13 protein-coding genes and 1 tRNA gene are annotated in these 14881 nt (G+C 65.2%); 7 read left to right on the forward strand and 7 right to left on the reverse strand.

Features of this window, described 5'->3' with window-relative positions; all coding sequences use genetic code 11:
* Nucleotides 1-4: 4 nt before the first annotated feature.
* Both BOO69_RS09390 and BOO69_RS09395 read left to right on the forward strand, forming a co-directional pair.
* The gene (locus tag BOO69_RS09390; protein ID WP_071971927.1) at nt 5-2422 is read left to right on the forward strand and encodes a GcvT family protein; all 2418 of its coding nucleotides are present in this window, start codon (nt 5-7) and stop codon (nt 2420-2422) included.
* A gap of 52 nt (nt 2423-2474) precedes the next feature.
* Entirely contained in the window at nt 2475-3083 is a 609-nt protein-coding gene (locus tag BOO69_RS09395; RefSeq protein WP_237267432.1) for a nucleotidyltransferase family protein, read from the forward strand.
* A gap of 15 nt (nt 3084-3098) precedes the next feature.
* Here the strand turns inward: BOO69_RS09395 and BOO69_RS09400 are convergent, their stop codons facing one another.
* The 3 genes from BOO69_RS09400 to BOO69_RS09410 form a co-directional block, all read right to left on the reverse strand.
* Nucleotides 3099-3473 carry a nuclear transport factor 2 family protein gene (locus tag BOO69_RS09400; RefSeq protein ID WP_071971929.1) on the reverse strand — a complete coding sequence of 125 codons (375 nt, stop codon included), beginning with the start codon at nt 3471-3473 and terminating at the stop codon, nt 3099-3101.
* Nucleotides 3474-3629: 156 nt separating this feature from the next.
* The gene (locus BOO69_RS09405; RefSeq protein WP_071971930.1) at nt 3630-6515 is read right to left on the reverse strand and encodes a Hint domain-containing protein; all 2886 of its coding nucleotides are present in this window, start codon (nt 6513-6515) and stop codon (nt 3630-3632) included.
* A gap of 860 nt (nt 6516-7375) precedes the next feature.
* Nucleotides 7376-7459: transfer RNA gene (locus BOO69_RS09410), tRNA-Leu, on the reverse strand.
* Nucleotides 7460-7577: 118 nt separating this feature from the next.
* Between BOO69_RS09410 and BOO69_RS09415 the strand changes: the two genes are divergently transcribed.
* Together BOO69_RS09415 and BOO69_RS09420 are read left to right on the forward strand one after the other, a co-directional pair.
* Nucleotides 7578-8156, forward strand: a complete 579-nt coding sequence (locus tag BOO69_RS09415; RefSeq protein ID WP_071971931.1) for a YqaA family protein — start codon at nt 7578-7580, stop codon at nt 8154-8156.
* Nucleotides 8153-8620: a disulfide bond formation protein B gene (locus BOO69_RS09420; protein ID WP_071971932.1), complete on the forward strand. Its 468-nt coding sequence runs from the start codon at nt 8153-8155 to the stop codon at nt 8618-8620. The genes BOO69_RS09415 and BOO69_RS09420 overlap by 4 nt, the downstream gene beginning before the upstream one ends.
* On the opposite strand, the gene BOO69_RS09425 is transcribed toward BOO69_RS09420, so the two are convergent.
* Nucleotides 8612-9037, reverse strand: a complete 426-nt coding sequence (locus BOO69_RS09425; RefSeq protein ID WP_071971933.1) for an Lrp/AsnC family transcriptional regulator — start codon at nt 9035-9037, stop codon at nt 8612-8614. The two genes, BOO69_RS09420 and BOO69_RS09425, sit on opposite strands and share 9 nt — an antisense overlap.
* A gap of 109 nt (nt 9038-9146) precedes the next feature.
* On the opposite strand from BOO69_RS09425, the gene rocF reads away from it, so the two are divergent.
* The gene (rocF, locus tag BOO69_RS09430) at nt 9147-10067 is read left to right on the forward strand and encodes an arginase (protein WP_071971934.1); all 921 of its coding nucleotides are present in this window, start codon (nt 9147-9149) and stop codon (nt 10065-10067) included.
* A 10-nt stretch (nt 10068-10077) separates the two neighbouring features.
* Complete coding sequence (locus BOO69_RS09435) at nt 10078-11124, forward strand: ornithine cyclodeaminase (RefSeq protein ID WP_071971935.1); 1047 nt, start codon at nt 10078-10080, stop codon at nt 11122-11124.
* Nucleotides 11125-11139: 15 nt separating this feature from the next.
* On the opposite strand, the gene BOO69_RS09440 is transcribed toward BOO69_RS09435, so the two are convergent.
* Nucleotides 11140-12300 (reverse strand): FAD-dependent monooxygenase, encoded by a 1161-nt coding sequence (locus BOO69_RS09440; protein WP_071971936.1) that lies wholly within the window; start codon nt 12298-12300, stop codon nt 11140-11142.
* 69 nt (nt 12301-12369) lie between these two features.
* Nucleotides 12370-12825, reverse strand: coding sequence for an RNA polymerase-binding protein DksA (dksA, locus tag BOO69_RS09445; RefSeq protein WP_083545487.1), 456 nt, complete (start codon nt 12823-12825; stop codon nt 12370-12372).
* 135 nt (nt 12826-12960) lie between these two features.
* On the opposite strand from dksA, the gene BOO69_RS09450 reads away from it, so the two are divergent.
* Nucleotides 12961-13800: an AAA family ATPase gene (locus BOO69_RS09450; RefSeq protein WP_071971938.1), complete on the forward strand. Its 840-nt coding sequence runs from the start codon at nt 12961-12963 to the stop codon at nt 13798-13800.
* Between the two features lie 37 nt (nt 13801-13837).
* Here BOO69_RS09450 and BOO69_RS09455 read toward each other — a convergent pair whose 3' ends face one another.
* Nucleotides 13838-14638, reverse strand: a complete 801-nt coding sequence (locus BOO69_RS09455) for a hypothetical protein (protein WP_071971939.1) — start codon at nt 14636-14638, stop codon at nt 13838-13840.
* Between the last annotated feature and the right edge of the window lie 243 nt (nt 14639-14881).

The following is a 14881-nucleotide window of genomic DNA, read 5'->3' on the forward strand; positions in this document are numbered from 1 at the left end:
TGCAATGCAAACCACCACCCGTGTCCTGATCATCGGCGGGGGCGTCGTCGGCGCCTCGTGCCTGTACCATCTGACCAAGCTGGGGTGGTCGGACGTGATGCTGGTGGAACGCTCCGAACTGACGAGCGGCTCGACATGGCACGCGGCGGGCGGGTTCCACACGCTGAACGGCGACACCAACATGGCGGCGCTGCAGGGCTACACGATCCGGCTCTACAAGGAACTGGAAGATATCACCGGCATGTCCTGCGGGCTGCACCACGTGGGCGGCGTGACGCTGGCCGACAACCGCGACCGCTTCGACATGCTGCTGGCCGAACGGGCCAAGCACCGCTTCATGGGGCTCGATACCGAGATCGTGGGCCCCGAGGAAATCAGGAAGATCGCCCCCGTCACCAACATCGAGGGCATCATCGGCGGGCTCTACGATCCGCTTGACGGGCACCTCGACCCTTCGGGTACGACCCACGCCTATGCCCGCGCCGCGCGCATGGGCGGTGCGACGATCGAAACGCACTGTATGGTCAAGGAAACCACCCAGCGCCCCGACGGGACATGGGACGTGGTGACCGACAAGGGCACCATCCATGCCGAGCATATCGTGAACGCGGGCGGGCTCTGGGCGCGCGAGGTGGGGGCGATGGCGGGTGTCTATTTCCCGCTGCACCCGATGGAGCACCAGTACCTCGTGACCGAGGAGGTGCCGATGATCGTCGAGATGGTGAAGGACGGCCGCGAACACCCGCATGTCATGGACCCGGCGGGCGAAAGCTATCTTCGGCAGGAAGGCAAGGGTCTGTGCATCGGCTTCTACGAACAGCCCTGCCGGCCGTGGTCGGTGGATGGCACGCCGTGGAGCTTCGGGCAGGAACTGCTTCAGGACGACTTCGACAAGATCGAGGACAGCATCGCCTTTGCCTACAGGCGTTTCCCGGACCTCGAACGCGCGGGCATCAAGAACGTGATCCACGGCCCGTTTACCTTCGCCCCCGACGGCAACCCGCTGGTCGGGCCGGTGCCGGGGATGCGCAACTACTGGTCCGCCTGCGGCGTCATGGCGGGCTTCAGCCAGGGCGGCGGCGTGGGGCTGACATTGGCGCAATGGATGATCGAGGGCGAACCGGAACGGGATGTCATGGCGATGGACGTGGCGCGTTTCGGAGACTGGATCACGCCGGGCTACACCCTGCCCAAGGTGATCGAGAACTACCAGAAGCGCTTCTCCGTTTCCTACCCGAACGAGGAACTGCCCGCCGCGCGGCCCCACCGCACGACGCCGATGTACGATATCTTTACCCAGATGGGCGCGGTCTGGGGGCAGCAATTCGGGCTCGAGGTCGCCAACTACTTTGCCCAGGGCGACGAGCCGACCTTTGAGACCCCGTCCTTCCGCCGCTCCGACGCCTTCGGCGCCACGGCGCGCGAGGTGATGGCGGTGCGGAACGGCGTCGGGATCAACGAGGTGCAGAATTTCGGCAAGTTCCTCGTGACCGGCCCACATGCCCGCGACTGGCTGGACCGGATCATGGCAGGCCGCGTCCCGGCGCCGGGCCGCCTGTCGCTGACCCCGATGCTATCGGAAAAGGGCAAGCTGATCGGGGATTTCACGATGTCCTGCCTCGACGAGGAGACGTTTCAGCTCACCGCGTCCTACGGATCGCAGGCCTATCACCATCGCTGGTTCCTTGATCACCTCGAACCCGGTGTCGAGGTGCAGAACATCTCGGACAGGCGCACCGGTTTCCAGATCGCCGGGCCAAAGGCACGAGACGTGCTGCAGGCCTGCACGAGAACAGACGTCAGCGGGATGAAATTTCTGGACGTGGCCCGCATGACCGTTGGGCAGACCGCCTGCATCGTTCAGCGCGTCAGCTACACGGGCGACCTCGGGTTCGAGATCTACTGCGACCCGATGGACCAGCGCGCGCTGTGGTCCATCCTCTGGGCCGCGGGGCAACAGTACGGCATGCAGCCTTTCGGCATGCGGGCGATGATGTCGCTGCGGCTGGACAAGTTCTTTGGCTCGTGGATGGCCGAGTTCTCGCCCGACTACACGGCCGCCGAGACGGGGCTGGACCGGTTCATCGCGTGGAAAAAGAACGCCGATTTCATCGGTCGGGCCCCGGCGGAGGCCGAAAGGAACAATCCGCCCGCGCGGGCGCTCGTGTCTTTCGTCGTGGATGCCGAGGACGCGGACGTGCACGGCTATGAACCGATCTGGCTGGACGGCGCGGTGGTCGGTTTCTGCACGTCGGGCGGCTATTCCCATTTCACCGGCACCTCCGTGGCGATGGGCCTGATCCCGCGCGACCGGATCGCGGAAGGCCTGCGGGTCGAGATCGAGATCCTCGGCCAGATGCGTCCCGCCACCCTCGTCACGGCGCCGCTGTTCGACGGCGACGGGGCCCGGATGCGGGGCTGACGGGTTGGCCCTTGCCCGCCGTCGGGCGTAGGGTGGCGGGATGGATCACGCGATGCCGATCATCATTCTCGCCGCCGGCGGCGCGACCCGGATGCGGGGGCGCGACAAGCTGCTCGAGCCGGTGGCGGGCGTCCCGCTCCTGCGCCGGCAGGCGTTGATGGCGCGCGCCGCCGGACAGGGCCCGGTCGTCGTCGCCCTGCCCCCGCGCCCTCATCTCCGATACGATGTCCTTGAAGGGCTGGACGTCCAGTTGCTGCCCGTGGCCGACGCCGCCGAAGGCATGAACGCCAGCCTCCGGGCAGGCATCCTTGCGCTGCCCGGCACGGTCCGATGCGCGATGGTCCTGCTTGCGGACCTGCCGGAACTGACCGCGGCAGACCTCCGCAGGGTCGCGGATGCGGTCGACCTGACGGACGGGAACATGATCTGGCGCGGGGCCACGGCGCAGGGTGCGCCGGGTCACCCCATCGTCTTCCGATCCGACCTCTTTCCGGCGCTCGCCGCGCTGGAAGGCGACAGCGGCGGACGCGAAGTGGTGTCGCAGCAGGCAGACCGCATGGTCCTTGTTCCGCTGCCCGGCGATCGGGCACGACTGGACCTCGACACGCCGGAGGCCTGGGCCGCATGGCGCGCCCGAAACCCCGATGCGGTCCAAGATTGACGCGGCAATGCAGCTCTAGGTGCTCGCGGTGGTGTCCTGCGAGAACACGTTGCGCCACCCGTCGAGCCCCTGCTCCCAGATCGAGGTGATGTACATCGCTTCGGTCTTGCGTTCGCCGGCGCGGACAAAGTCGGCGCGGTAGCACAGCGCGGCGTAGTCACGGCCCAGCCGCTTCACCCGATGCTTCGTCAGCTTGTACCGCGTGATCGTCGGCCCGTCATCGAGTTGCGCCGTGTGATCCGCCTTGGTGGCGAAGCCGGTGGAATACACGCCAAGAAAGTCGGCGTGCAGCATCTTTTCGTCGGTCGAGATATCCCCGTCGACCAGGGCATCCCAGACCCGTTCTTCACAGGCGATCAGGTCGGCCAGAAGTTCTTTGTCGTGTTCCATGCCTTACCGATACTCCGCAACGGGCGCGGCGTCACTTCAAAAAGGAAAAGCGGAATGGTTGCCCATTCCGCCTCCCTGCGCTCTCTGACAGGGTCAAAGCGGCAGCTGCATATTCAGTCCGTGCTGCCCCCTTGGGGGCAGCATGTTTTCAATGGGTTACTTGGTCAGAAGCTGGGCTTCGTGCTTCTTCAGGGACCGGCGCGCCGAGGTATAGGCGTTGATGCCGTCCTGCGTCGCAAGCTCCGGGAACAGTTCCAGGATTTCCTGGCGCTGGGCGTTCCCGATTCCGGCCAGCGACATGTCGCCGGGCTGGAAGCTCTCGGTCCATGCGCCGTCCGACAGGATCACCTCATGCTGGTTGAACATGATGTGGACGTAGGTGGTCGAAGAGACATCGACGATGTCCACGCCTTCCAGCCCTGTCAGGTGCTTGGCCGCAACCAGAACTTCGCGTTCCTCGAAGTAGAGCGCGGTCTTGTCGTTGGCCACCAGCACGCGGTGGTTGGGCGACACCATCATGTCCCGCTCGGGCAGGTCGTTGCCGAGCGCGCCCTGACGGATCAGGACCGGCTTCAGATGCGCCGCCTTCTCGAATTCCGCGGCCGTCATGTCGCGGTGACCGACCCAGCGGATTTCCTGGATGCCGTTGTCGCGGGTGATGACCCGGTCACCGACCTGCAGCTCCTCGACACGACGCTCGCCCTTGGGTGTCGCGATCTTGGTGCCGGGGGTGAAACAGGGGATGACGTTCTCGATTTCCTCGAACACCAGCTGGCCTGTCGCGTTGCCGTCGGCATCGAAGTAGTTGACGATCCCGTCCTCGCGGTCATCCGAGGTATAGGTGACGTTCAGGCTGCCGCCCGGCACGGCGGAACCGCGCAGGTCGAGCGTATCGAAGTCCACCGGACCCGAGCCGCCGTCGACCGCGTCACCGGCGTTGACGTTCACGAAGGTGTCCTGCCCCGCGCCGCCGGTCATGGTGTCGTTGCCAGCACCGCCGTCCAGCAGGTCGTCGCCCTGACCGCCCATCATGTCGTCGTCGCCGTCGCCGCCGTAAAGCTCGTCGTCTTCGCCGCCGCCGTCGAGGCTGTCGTTGCCTTCGCCACCGTAGAGCGTGTCGTTGTCACGATTGCCGCGCAGCGTGTCGTCGCCGATGCCCCCTTCGAGAAGGTCGTCGCCCTGGCCACCTTCCACGCTGTCGTCGCCCTGGCCGCCCAGCAGCGTATCGTTGCCGGTGTTGCCGTCGATGATGTCATCGTCGATCTGGCCATCGATGTAGTCGTCGCCGGAGCCGCCGGAAAGCGAGTCACGGTCGTCGGCGCCGTAGATCACGTCGTTGCCGGCGCCGCCGTTGACGGTGTCCATGCCGTTGTCGGGGTTCCGGTCGGGCGAAACGCCGCCGGTGTCCTCGTCGGTGATGTTGACCACGTCCGGGATCAGATCGGGATCGTTGCCCGCATAGATGGTGTCGTTGCCCGCGCCGCCGAGGATGCTGTCGTTGCCTTCGCCGCCGACGATGCGGTCGTCGCCCGTACCGCCGTCGATGAAATCGTCGTCGATGCCACCGTTGATCTCATCGTTGCCGTCACCGCCATAGATGGTGTCGCGGTCGTCGCCGGTGCGGATGGTGTCGTTGCCGTCGCCACCCTCGACGTAGTCGCGGTCGTTGTCCGGGTCCGCGTCGGGGTCATAGCCAAGCGGATCGGTCGCCGCGAAGGGATAGCCGAGGTCCGGTGCAAGGTCGCCGCCGTCGGTGTCGATGTTGTCGTCGCCGTCGCCGCCTTCGACCGTGTCGTTGCCCTGGCCCGTGACAACGGTGTCGTCACCGCCGCCCGCACGAACGTAGTCGTCGTTCGGCTCGGTGCCGGGCAGGATCGCCTCGGGGTCGTTGACGATGTCGCCGTCCGGATCGCCCAGATAATCCTCGTCGATCAGGTTGCCATCGTCGTCGCCGTCCACGTAGCCGTCCAGTGCCGGTGTCATATCTTCCCCGACGGTCACGGTGGCCGTGCCCTCGTCGGTCAGACCTTCTGGGTCGCGGACCGTGTAGGTGATCGTCGCATCGCCGGAGAAACCTGCGGCGGGCGTGAAGGTGACGGTGCCGTCGCCGTTGTCGACCAGCGTGCCCTGCTCGGCGGGGACGGTCGGATCGACCAGCGTCAGCTCGTCGTTGGTGTTGTCCACGTCGGTGTCATTGCCCAGCAGGTCGATGACGACAGGTGTCTCGAAGTCGGTTGCGGCGGTATCGTCAACCGCAACCGGCGCATCGTTCACCGGGTTCACGGTGACGTTCACGGTGCCCGTGTCGGTGCCGCCGTTGCCGTCGCTCACCGTGTAGGAGATCGTCGTCGCGCCGTTGAAATCCGGATTCGGCGTGAAGGTCACGTCGCCGTCGGGCGTGAAGGTCACGGTACCATCCGGGCTTTCCGCGCCGGTGACGGTCAGCGTGTCGCCGTTGGGATCGGTGTCGTTGACCAGAACGTTGACGGTCTCCGTCGTGTCTTCGTCCAGGATCAGCGTGTCGTCCGCCGCAGTCGGATCGTCGTTGCCGCCGCCAAAGCCGGGGTCGTCGAAGGTCACGTTGTCCACCGCGCCGGAGCCGGGGAAACGGACCTCGAACCGCGCGGTGCCGGGAACGAAGAGCTGCAATGTCACTTCGCCGCCGTCGCCGGTGGGCTGGACGAACTGGTTCTCGATCACGTCGCCGTCCGCGTTGTAGAACACCAGCCGGGTGCCCTCGCCGCCGGTTTCCTCGATGTCTTTCAGGGTGACGGATTTCATCCGCACGAGGTTATCGAAGTCGAAGAAGATGCTGCCGCCGCTGGCGTTGTCGTCGGGATCGCTGCTGTCGCCGTCCTCGGAAACGATCAGCAAGCCGCCCAGCGTGTCGGAGCCGAGATCGTCGTCGCCGCCGGTCGGGTTGGCGCTGTCAAAGATCATCGCCTGGCCGGAACCGCCGGTGGCCGAGATGGTCACACCCTCGTATTCGTCATCGATGACGGTACCGGCAGCGAACGGGTTGAAATCAAGTGTTCTGATCATGGTTCAGGTCTCCTAGGCGTTGCGACGCGCGGCGCGCAGCGCGGCCGGTGCGAAAAATGGTGCGGAATTCAGAAACGGTGTTTCGGTTGGAATCGAAGCGAGGCGTCCCCCGGACGCTGTCTTCTGGATCGGTGGCCTTGGCGCACTTTTCATTTCGGTCTCACTCCATCACAACCTGAGCCCGCAATCGGCAGGGCCGAGTGCACGGGCGATACACACACATTGAGCACCATGAGTGGGGAGACCGCAGCAGGCGGCAGGGACCATGCAAGGCATGATCCGGGCGTGAATACATTCGCTAACGTCGCGGCGTAAACACGTCTCCCGCATCCGAAAAGATGCGCAAATGTGCGGCCGCCCCCGTGACCTACAGACTTTGCCCCCCAGTTGGGCAAGACAATGGATAGCCCTTGTGAAGGATCGAACAAAGCGAAAAATGTCCGAAATATGTTTGCGCCGCCGCGCTGGCGCCCGGATTATGTCTTGGATTAACCAAGGTTTTCGCGTGGCTTAGGGGTATTGTTTCCAATCCGGTCCGGTCGCGGATCAGCCTCATCCATAAGAACAAGGCTTTTCCCGATTTCCCGGCATCGCCAGGCCGCCCGGCGGATCGGCAATTGTTCAGCAATACGAAACAAACGGTGGACCGCGAATTTTTCCGATCTGTCGCCCAATTCTCGCCAAGGTTGTCCGCGCGTTGTTTTCAGGCACGAACCAATCGTTTGGTTTACGCCTGACTAATGCGCTAACGCGGTCCTTTGCATCGAATCAAGCTGGCGTGAAAGGCGCAATAAGGCGACATTGCGCCGCAGGCACCGGCGCAGTCGCATCGGTGCAGTGATATCACGGGCATGTCTGGATGGTACCCGAGGCCGGGCTCGAACCGGCACGCCTTGCGGCAACGGATTTTGAATCCGTCGTGTCTACCATTCCACCACTCGGGCACACCCGACGCTTTAGCCTGCAGCCCGGACCGGGACAAGGGGTTTGTGATCGCCGGCCCCTTGACCGCGACAGCCCCACGTGGTGATGCAGGGTGGAAACCGGACCGGACCCGCACCCATGATCCAACGCCTCTACGACTGGACCCTGAGCCTGGCGCAGCATCCCCACGCGCTCTGGGCGCTGGCCGTGGTGGCCTTCATCGAAAGTTCGGTCTTTCCGATCCCGCCCGACATCCTGATGATCCCCATGATCATCGCCCGGCCGAACCGCGCGTTCCTGATCGCCTTCGTCGCCCTGGTCGCATCGGTACTGGGCGGGCTTCTGGGCTATGCCATCGGGGCCTTCGCCTTCGAGGCGCTGGGCCAGCCGATCCTCGCCGCCATGGGCAAGACGCAGGCGATGGCCGAATTCTCCGACCGCTTCAACGACCTGGGGTTCTGGGCGGTGCTGACGGCAGGGGTGACGCCGTTTCCCTACAAGGTCATCACGATCATGTCCGGCTGGACCGCGATGCCGCTGGGCACCTTCATCGCCACCTCGATCCTCGCTCGGGGGCTGCGGTTCTTCATCGTCGCCGCGCTGCTGTGGCAATTCGGCGCGCCGGTGCGCGTGTTCATCGAACGCAGGCTCGGCCTGATGTTCACCCTGTTCATCGTGCTGCTGGTCGGCGCATTCGCCCTGGTGAGGTACATATGACGCGCAAGAACCTTGTCTTTCTGGCCACACTCGGCTCGGCGGCCCTGCTGCTCGGCGCCTTCGGCTTCCAGCACCTGGGTGGGCTCGCCCCCTGCAAGATGTGCCTGTGGCAACGTTGGCCTCATGCGGCGGCGATCCTGATCGGCGCGGCGGTGCTGGCCGGCGGACCCCGCGTGCTGGCCTGGCTAGGCGCGCTGGCCGCCGCGACGACAGCCGCCATCGGCATTTACCACGCCGGGGTCGAATGGGGCTGGTGGCCGGGTCCGTCCTCCTGCACCGGCGGCGGCATGGACCTCGGCACGATGGCCGGCAGCGACCTTTTGTCGATGGACGGGCCGATGGGCGTCGTCATGTGCGACGAGATCGTCTGGCAGTTCGCCGGCCTGTCGATGGCGGGCTGGAACGCGGTGATTTCGCTCGGTCTGACCGCGCTCTGGATCGTGGCGGCGCGCCGGTCAGCCTGATTTCCGGGTTTTCAGGAACAGGCTTGTCTCGCTCGCCACCACGCCGTCAAGCCGCCGGATGCGCGTCAGGGCCGCGTCGAAATCCTCCAGCGTCTCGCTGCCGATCTCCACGATCACGTCCCAGCGGCCATTGGTGCTGTGGACCGCCCGGACCTGTGGCATGCTGCCCAGTTGGCGGGTGATCCGTTCGGTCCCGCGGCCTTCGATCCCGATCATCATCATGCCGCGCACCGGATCGCGGGTCACGTCCGCGCGCGTCACGACCGTGAAACCCACGATCTCCCCGCTGTCCTGCAGCTTGGCCAGCCGCGCCCTGACCGTGGTGCGGGACAGGTTCAGCGTCAGGGCAAGATCCGACAGCGATGCCCGGGCGTCGTGACGCAGGGCCGAGATCAGGCGATGATCCGTTTTGTCCATTCTACCTGTCCAAAGTGAACACATCACCCTCAATACGGACAGTTTGATCGGTTGTCGATGCCCCGATCCGCCCGATATTTCCACCATGACATTTCAAGGGATAACAGGCATGAGCACGATGAACTGCATTCTGGTCGGGGCACCGATGGATTCGGGAAAGCGCAGCAAGGGGTGCCTGATGGGCCCCGACGCCTATCGCACCGCGGGACTGCCGCAGGCGCTGCGCGATCTCGGTCACAGCGTGGAGGATCGGGGCAACGTCGCCCCTGCCCCGTTCACGCCGAAACCGCACCCCAAGCTGGTGGCGCTCGAAGAAACGATCGCCTGGACCCAAAGCCTCGCCGATGCGTCCGAGGCCGCGATGCGCGACGGGCTGCCGATTTTCCTGGGCGGGGACCACGCGTTGTCGCTTGGCACGGTTCTGGGCGCGATGCGCCATGCCGAAGCCGAGGGACGGCCGCTCTTCGTCCTCTGGCTGGACGCCCACAGCGACTTCCATACGCCCGAGACCACCGACAGCGGCAACCTGCACGGAACGCCGCTGGGCTATGTCACCGGGCGGGCGGGCTTTGACGGGTTCCCACCGGTCGGCACGCCACTGCCGCAGCAGAACGTGGCGATCATCGGCTTGCGATCTGTCGATGCGGCGGAACGGGCGGCCCTGCAGGACAGCGACATCAGCCACGTCGACATGCGCGAGATCGACGAAACCGGGATCGCCCGCCCCCTTCAGGCGTTTCTCGACCGGGTGGAGGCCGCCAACGGCCTGCTGCATGTCTCGCTCGACGTGGATTTTCTCGACCCCGCCGTGGCGCCTGCGGTCGGGACCACCGTGCCGGGCGGCGCCACCGTGCGCGAGGGCCATCTCGTCATGGAAATGCTGCACGACAGCGGGCTGATGACGTCGCTCGACCTTGTGGAGCTGAACCCCTTTCTCGACGAGCGCGGCAAGACGGCGACTCTGATGGTGGATCTCGCCGCCTCGGCGCTTGGCCGCCGCGTCTTCGATCGTCCCAACCGCGCATATTGAGGATACTGCCATGCTGACCCCTTCCGACAAGGCGCTGGTGCCCTTCGTCTCCGTCGACCACATGATGAAGCTGATCCACCATATCGGGCTGGAGGACATGCTGGGTGGTCTCGCCGCCTATATCGAGGCCGATTTCAAACGCTGGGAAAGTTTCGACAAGACGCCCCGCGTGGCCAGCCACTCCGACAAGGGCGTGATCGAACTCATGCCGACATCGGACGGGGCCGACTACGGTTTCAAGTACGTGAACGGCCACCCCAGCAACACCAAGGACGGGTTGCAGACCGTGACCGCCTTCGGACTGCTGGCCGACGTCGCATCGGGCTATCCGGTGCTGCTGACCGAGATGACGCTCCTCACCGCGCTGCGCACCGCCGCCACGTCGGCGCTGGTCGCCCGTCTGCTGGCGCCGAAGGGCGCGCATGTGATGGCCATGATCGGCAACGGGGCGCAGTCGGAATTCCAGAGCCTTGCGATGAAAGCCATCGCGGGTGTGGACGAAGTGCGGCTTTACGACATCGACCCCGCCGCCACCGCGAAATGCGCCCGCAACCTTGCCGGCAGCGGGCTCAAGGTGGTGCCCTGCGACAGCGCCGAAGAGGCGATGCTGGGCGCGCAGATCATCACCACCTGCACGGCGGACAAGCAATATGCCACCATCCTGACCGACAACATGGTCGGCAGCGGTGTCCACATCAACGCGATCGGTGGCGACTGCCCCGGCAAGACGGAGCTGGCCCCGGCGATCCTGCACCGCGCCGGCATCTTCGTGGAGTTCCCCGAACAGACACGGATCGAGGGCGAGATCCAGCAGCTTGATCCGCACCATCCGGTCACCGAGATCTGGCAGGTCCTGACGGGACAGGCCCAGGGCCGCAGCGATGACCGCCAGATCACGCTTTTCGACAGCGTGGGCTTCGCGATCGAGGATTTTTCGGCGCTGCGCTTTGTCCGGGACCGCATCGAGGGCACGGACTTCTACCTGCCGCTGGACCTGCTGGCGGACCCTGACGACCCCCGCGACCTCTTCGGCATGCTGCAACGCGCCCGTGGCTGAGCACGCCCCTGACGCTCAGGGCCGGGTCACGTCGTAACCGTAAAGCCAGTCGAACGCCCCCACCATCAGGCCGGGGGCGACGCGGCTGACGGCGCTTAGCCCGGCGTGTGCGGCAAGGCGGATCGGTCCGGGGCGCAGGTGGTAGCGCCACGCGTTGCGCGATGCCGCGCGGATCACACGCTCCACCCGCGCGTGGCGTGCCGACTGGTACGCGGCCAGCCCCGCCTGCCCCCGTTCGGCCAGCAAACCGGCCAGTACCCACGCATCTTCCAGCGCCATGTTGGCACCCTGAGCGAGGAACGGCAGTGTCGGATGGGCCGCATCCCCCAGAAGCGCCACGCCGTCGCGCTGCCACACCTGCGCCACCGGGTGCCGGTGCAATCCCCACAGCGTCACATCCCGCACCGCGCCGATGAGGTCCGCCGCCGGCCCCGAGAAACCGGCGAAAGCGGCGCGCAGGTGCGCAGGATCGTCGGGGCGGTTCCAGCCTTCGGCCGCCCAGCTTTCGCGCTCCTCCACCGCGACGAGGTTGACGAGGCGTCCCCCCCGCACAGGGTAGCTGACAACGTGGCGTCCCGGCCCCATGCCGACGCGCGCCTCTGCAGGGTGGCCCACCGTATTCTCCACCAGCGCCCGCCACGCCACCTGGCCGGTAAAGGCGGCGCCATCGGCGCCGTTCAGGACGGGACGGGCCACGGAATGGATGCCATCGGCCGCGATCACCACCTCGGCCTGCCGGGTTCCCCCGCCCTGCAGCTGCACCTGCGGCACCGGGCCGGGCCGCACGCTGGCCACGGGTGTCGCGAATTCGAAGCTGACGTTGGCGCGGCGGGCGATGCCGGCCAGCATGTCGACCAGATCGGCGCGGTGCAAGAAGACGTATCGCTGCGTCGGGCGCAGGCGCTCGAGATCGAGGCGGGCCACCTCGCGGCCCCTCTGCGTCTGAAGCACCACGGCGCGCCCGGGGACGGCCTCCTTGCGGGTCAGTTCCGCCTCCAGCCCCAGCGCCCGGAGAACGGCCATGCCATTCGGGCTGACCTGAAGGCCGGCACCCACTTCGCCCAGCCGCTCCGCGCGCTCGAGAAGGGTCACCGCTACACCCCGGCGCGCCAGCGCCGCGGCGGTGGCCAGCCCGCCGATCCCGGCGCCTATCACGATGGCATTGGAAATCCGCATCCCGCCTCACATGAAAACGCCGGGGCGCAGGCCCCGGCGGATTATCGGTCTTTACCTCAGGATCGCCCTTCAGTCGTCGCGGTGGACCTTCTCGCGGCGTTCGTGCTTCTCCTGCGCTTCGAGGCTCATGGTCGCGATGGGGCGCGCATCGAGCCGCTTCAGCGAGATCGGATCCCCGGTCACCGAGCAGTAGCCGAATTCGCCCTCGTCGATCCGCCGCAGCGCCGCGTCGATCTTGCCCACCAGCTTGCGGGCGCGATCACGGGTGCGCAGCTCCAGCGCGCGGTCGGTCTCTTCGCTTGCGCGGTCCGCGACGTCGGGAATGTTCCGCGTGCCGTCCTGAAGCCCCTCGATGGTGTCACGGCTGCCCGCCAACAGCTCGGCCTTCCAGTTCAGCAGCTTGCGCCGAAAATACTCAAGCTGCTTGTCGTTCATGAATGGTTCATCTTCAGCCGGCGAATAATCGTCCGGCAGGAAAACTTCCTGTTTCATCGATTGTCCCTCAACAGTATTTAGCCCTGGCATTTGAGACCTATCTCCCCGAGACCGCTCCCTGCCGCAGCGTCTAACCTAGCCTCCCCGTTTTGTCACTACACAATCCCCTTGATTTTTGGTTAAAGGCATCAAGTCAAACAGCGGATCACAGAGGATTGAAAGCAAATGAAATTTCAAGGCACCGCCGATTACGTCGCGACCGAAGATCTGACCGTCGCGGTAAACGCCGCCGTGACGTTGGAACGCCCTCTGCTGGTCAAGGGCGAGCCGGGCACGGGCAAGACGGAACTCGCCTTGCAGGTCTCGTCGGCACTCGGTCTGCGGATGATCGAATGGAACATCAAGTCCACCACGCGCGCCCAGCAAGGGCTTTATGAATACGACGCGGTCAGCCGTCTGCGCGACAGCCAGCTGGGCGAAGAGCGGGTCCACGACGTCAAGAACTACATCCGCAAGGGCAAGCTCTGGGAAGCTTTCGATGCCGACGAAAAGGTGGTCCTGCTGATCGACGAAATCGACAAGGCGGACATCGAGTTCCCCAATGACCTGTTGCAGGAATTGGACAAGATGGAATTCCACGTCTACGAGACCGGCGAGACGATCAAGGCGCGCCACCGGCCGATCGTCATCATCACCTCGAACAACGAGAAGGAATTGCCCGACGCCTTCCTGCGGCGCTGCTTCTTCCATTACATCCGCTTCCCGGACATCGACACGCTGAAAAAGATCGTCGAGGTGCATCACCCCGGCATCAAGGAGAACCTGCTCACCACCGCGCTGACCCAGTTCTACGAGATCCGGGATCAGGCGGGATTGAAGAAGAAGCCGTCGACGTCCGAAGTGCTCGACTGGCTCAAGCTGTTGCTGGCCGAGGACATGGATGCCGCCGATCTCAAGAAGGACGGCACCACCGCCCTGCCGAAACTGCACGGCGCGCTCTTGAAGAACGAGCAGGACGTCCACCTGTTCGAGCGGCTCGCCTTCATGGCGCGCGGCCAGCGCTGAGAGGTGGCGGCGCGGGCTGTACGCCCGCGCCCGTTTCTCAGTACTGAACGACCTGCAGCGGGAACTTCGGCAAGGCCGTTCCCTGCCGGAAAGGGTGATCCAGCACGTGCAGCGCGTGGAAATTGCGGATCGCCCAGGTCGGCTTTTCCTCGATGATGCGCATCGGGTTGCGTTCGTTGAACTCCGCGATGGCAAGCGGCTCGCCGCACCGGGAATTGTAGGTGATGCAGGTGTTCATGTCGTCGAAATAGAGCGGCATCGCAGGAAGATAGTGCTCGGGCGCCATTTCGAACATCGGGAAAGCGCTGAGCGTGGAGGAGTAGTAATCCACGTCGACCGAAACGAAGCCCATCTTGCGTGACAAGGGCTTGGCCTCGAGCCAGCCGGGGATCGTGTCGGCGACATCGCCCACGATCAGCTCGGCGAACTTGGGCAACTTGGCGCGCAGGATGTCGGGATCGGGCATCTTGAACATGGTCTGCTGCCACATCTCGGGATGGTCGCGGTAATCCTTGGGCGCCGGAAGCCCGGTGGCGTTGTCGAAACCGACGACGCGGATGTCGATGCCGAAGATCGGGCCCAGATGCTCCGCCGCGCTGCACATGTCGAGCAACCCTGCCCCTCCGGCGACCCCCAGTTCGACCGATACCACCTCGTCGTAGCCGCAGTGATAGGCTTGTGCGCAGGTCTGCAACAGAGAGAGCGCGTAATGGACCCGGCCGATCTTGACCTTGCCCTGGCGGATGTCGCGGCCGATCTCGCGGCAGAAATTCTGCAACTGTGCCGTGGTCTTGCAGTCCGAGATCTTGGGCCCAGACGATTTTCCCAGATTATTCATGTTGGTAACTCTTCCGATGGATCGGGCCGAAGTGACCCCGACGTTCCTGACAAGCTGCGAGGACCGGCCTGCCGTATCCGCCACGCGCGGCACTTAATCACGGGCGGCGCGGTGGTGCAAATGCCACATGACGCGCGGCAGCCCCGCCGCAGGCGATTTGCCTCTATTTTGCCTCAATTGCTCCCTACTCAGGTCCGGCTGGCATGAAAGAAGGTCTGAAATCGGCAGCTAACAAAAGCGCAG

It is taken from the genome of Sulfitobacter alexandrii, assembly GCF_001886735.1.
GTDB classification, from domain to species: domain Bacteria; phylum Pseudomonadota; class Alphaproteobacteria; order Rhodobacterales; family Rhodobacteraceae; genus Sulfitobacter; species Sulfitobacter alexandrii.

Coding starts and splice junctions, on each gene's coding strand:
- BOO69_RS09415 (WP_071971931.1), top strand. CDS start 7,578: ATGATCCAACGCCTCTACGACTGGACCCTGAGCCTGGCGCAGCATCCC.
- BOO69_RS09450 (WP_071971938.1), top strand. CDS start 12,961: ATGAAATTTCAAGGCACCGCCGATTACGTCGCGACCGAAGATCTGACC.
- BOO69_RS09425 (WP_071971933.1), bottom strand. CDS start 9,037: ATGGACAAAACGGATCATCGCCTGATCTCGGCCCTGCGTCACGACGCC.
- BOO69_RS09420 (WP_071971932.1), top strand. CDS start 8,153: ATGACGCGCAAGAACCTTGTCTTTCTGGCCACACTCGGCTCGGCGGCC.
- BOO69_RS09455 (WP_071971939.1), bottom strand. CDS start 14,638: ATGAATAATCTGGGAAAATCGTCTGGGCCCAAGATCTCGGACTGCAAG.
- dksA (WP_083545487.1), bottom strand. CDS start 12,825: ATGCCAGGGCTAAATACTGTTGAGGGACAATCGATGAAACAGGAAGTT.
- BOO69_RS09390 (WP_071971927.1), top strand. CDS start 5: ATGCAAACCACCACCCGTGTCCTGATCATCGGCGGGGGCGTCGTCGGC.
- BOO69_RS09440 (WP_071971936.1), bottom strand. CDS start 12,300: ATGCGGATTTCCAATGCCATCGTGATAGGCGCCGGGATCGGCGGGCTG.
- BOO69_RS09400 (WP_071971929.1), bottom strand. CDS start 3,473: ATGGAACACGACAAAGAACTTCTGGCCGACCTGATCGCCTGTGAAGAA.
- rocF (WP_071971934.1), top strand. CDS start 9,147: ATGAGCACGATGAACTGCATTCTGGTCGGGGCACCGATGGATTCGGGA.
- BOO69_RS09435 (WP_071971935.1), top strand. CDS start 10,078: ATGCTGACCCCTTCCGACAAGGCGCTGGTGCCCTTCGTCTCCGTCGAC.
- BOO69_RS09405 (WP_071971930.1), bottom strand. CDS start 6,515: ATGATCAGAACACTTGATTTCAACCCGTTCGCTGCCGGTACCGTCATC.
- BOO69_RS09395 (WP_237267432.1), top strand. CDS start 2,475: ATGCCGATCATCATTCTCGCCGCCGGCGGCGCGACCCGGATGCGGGGG.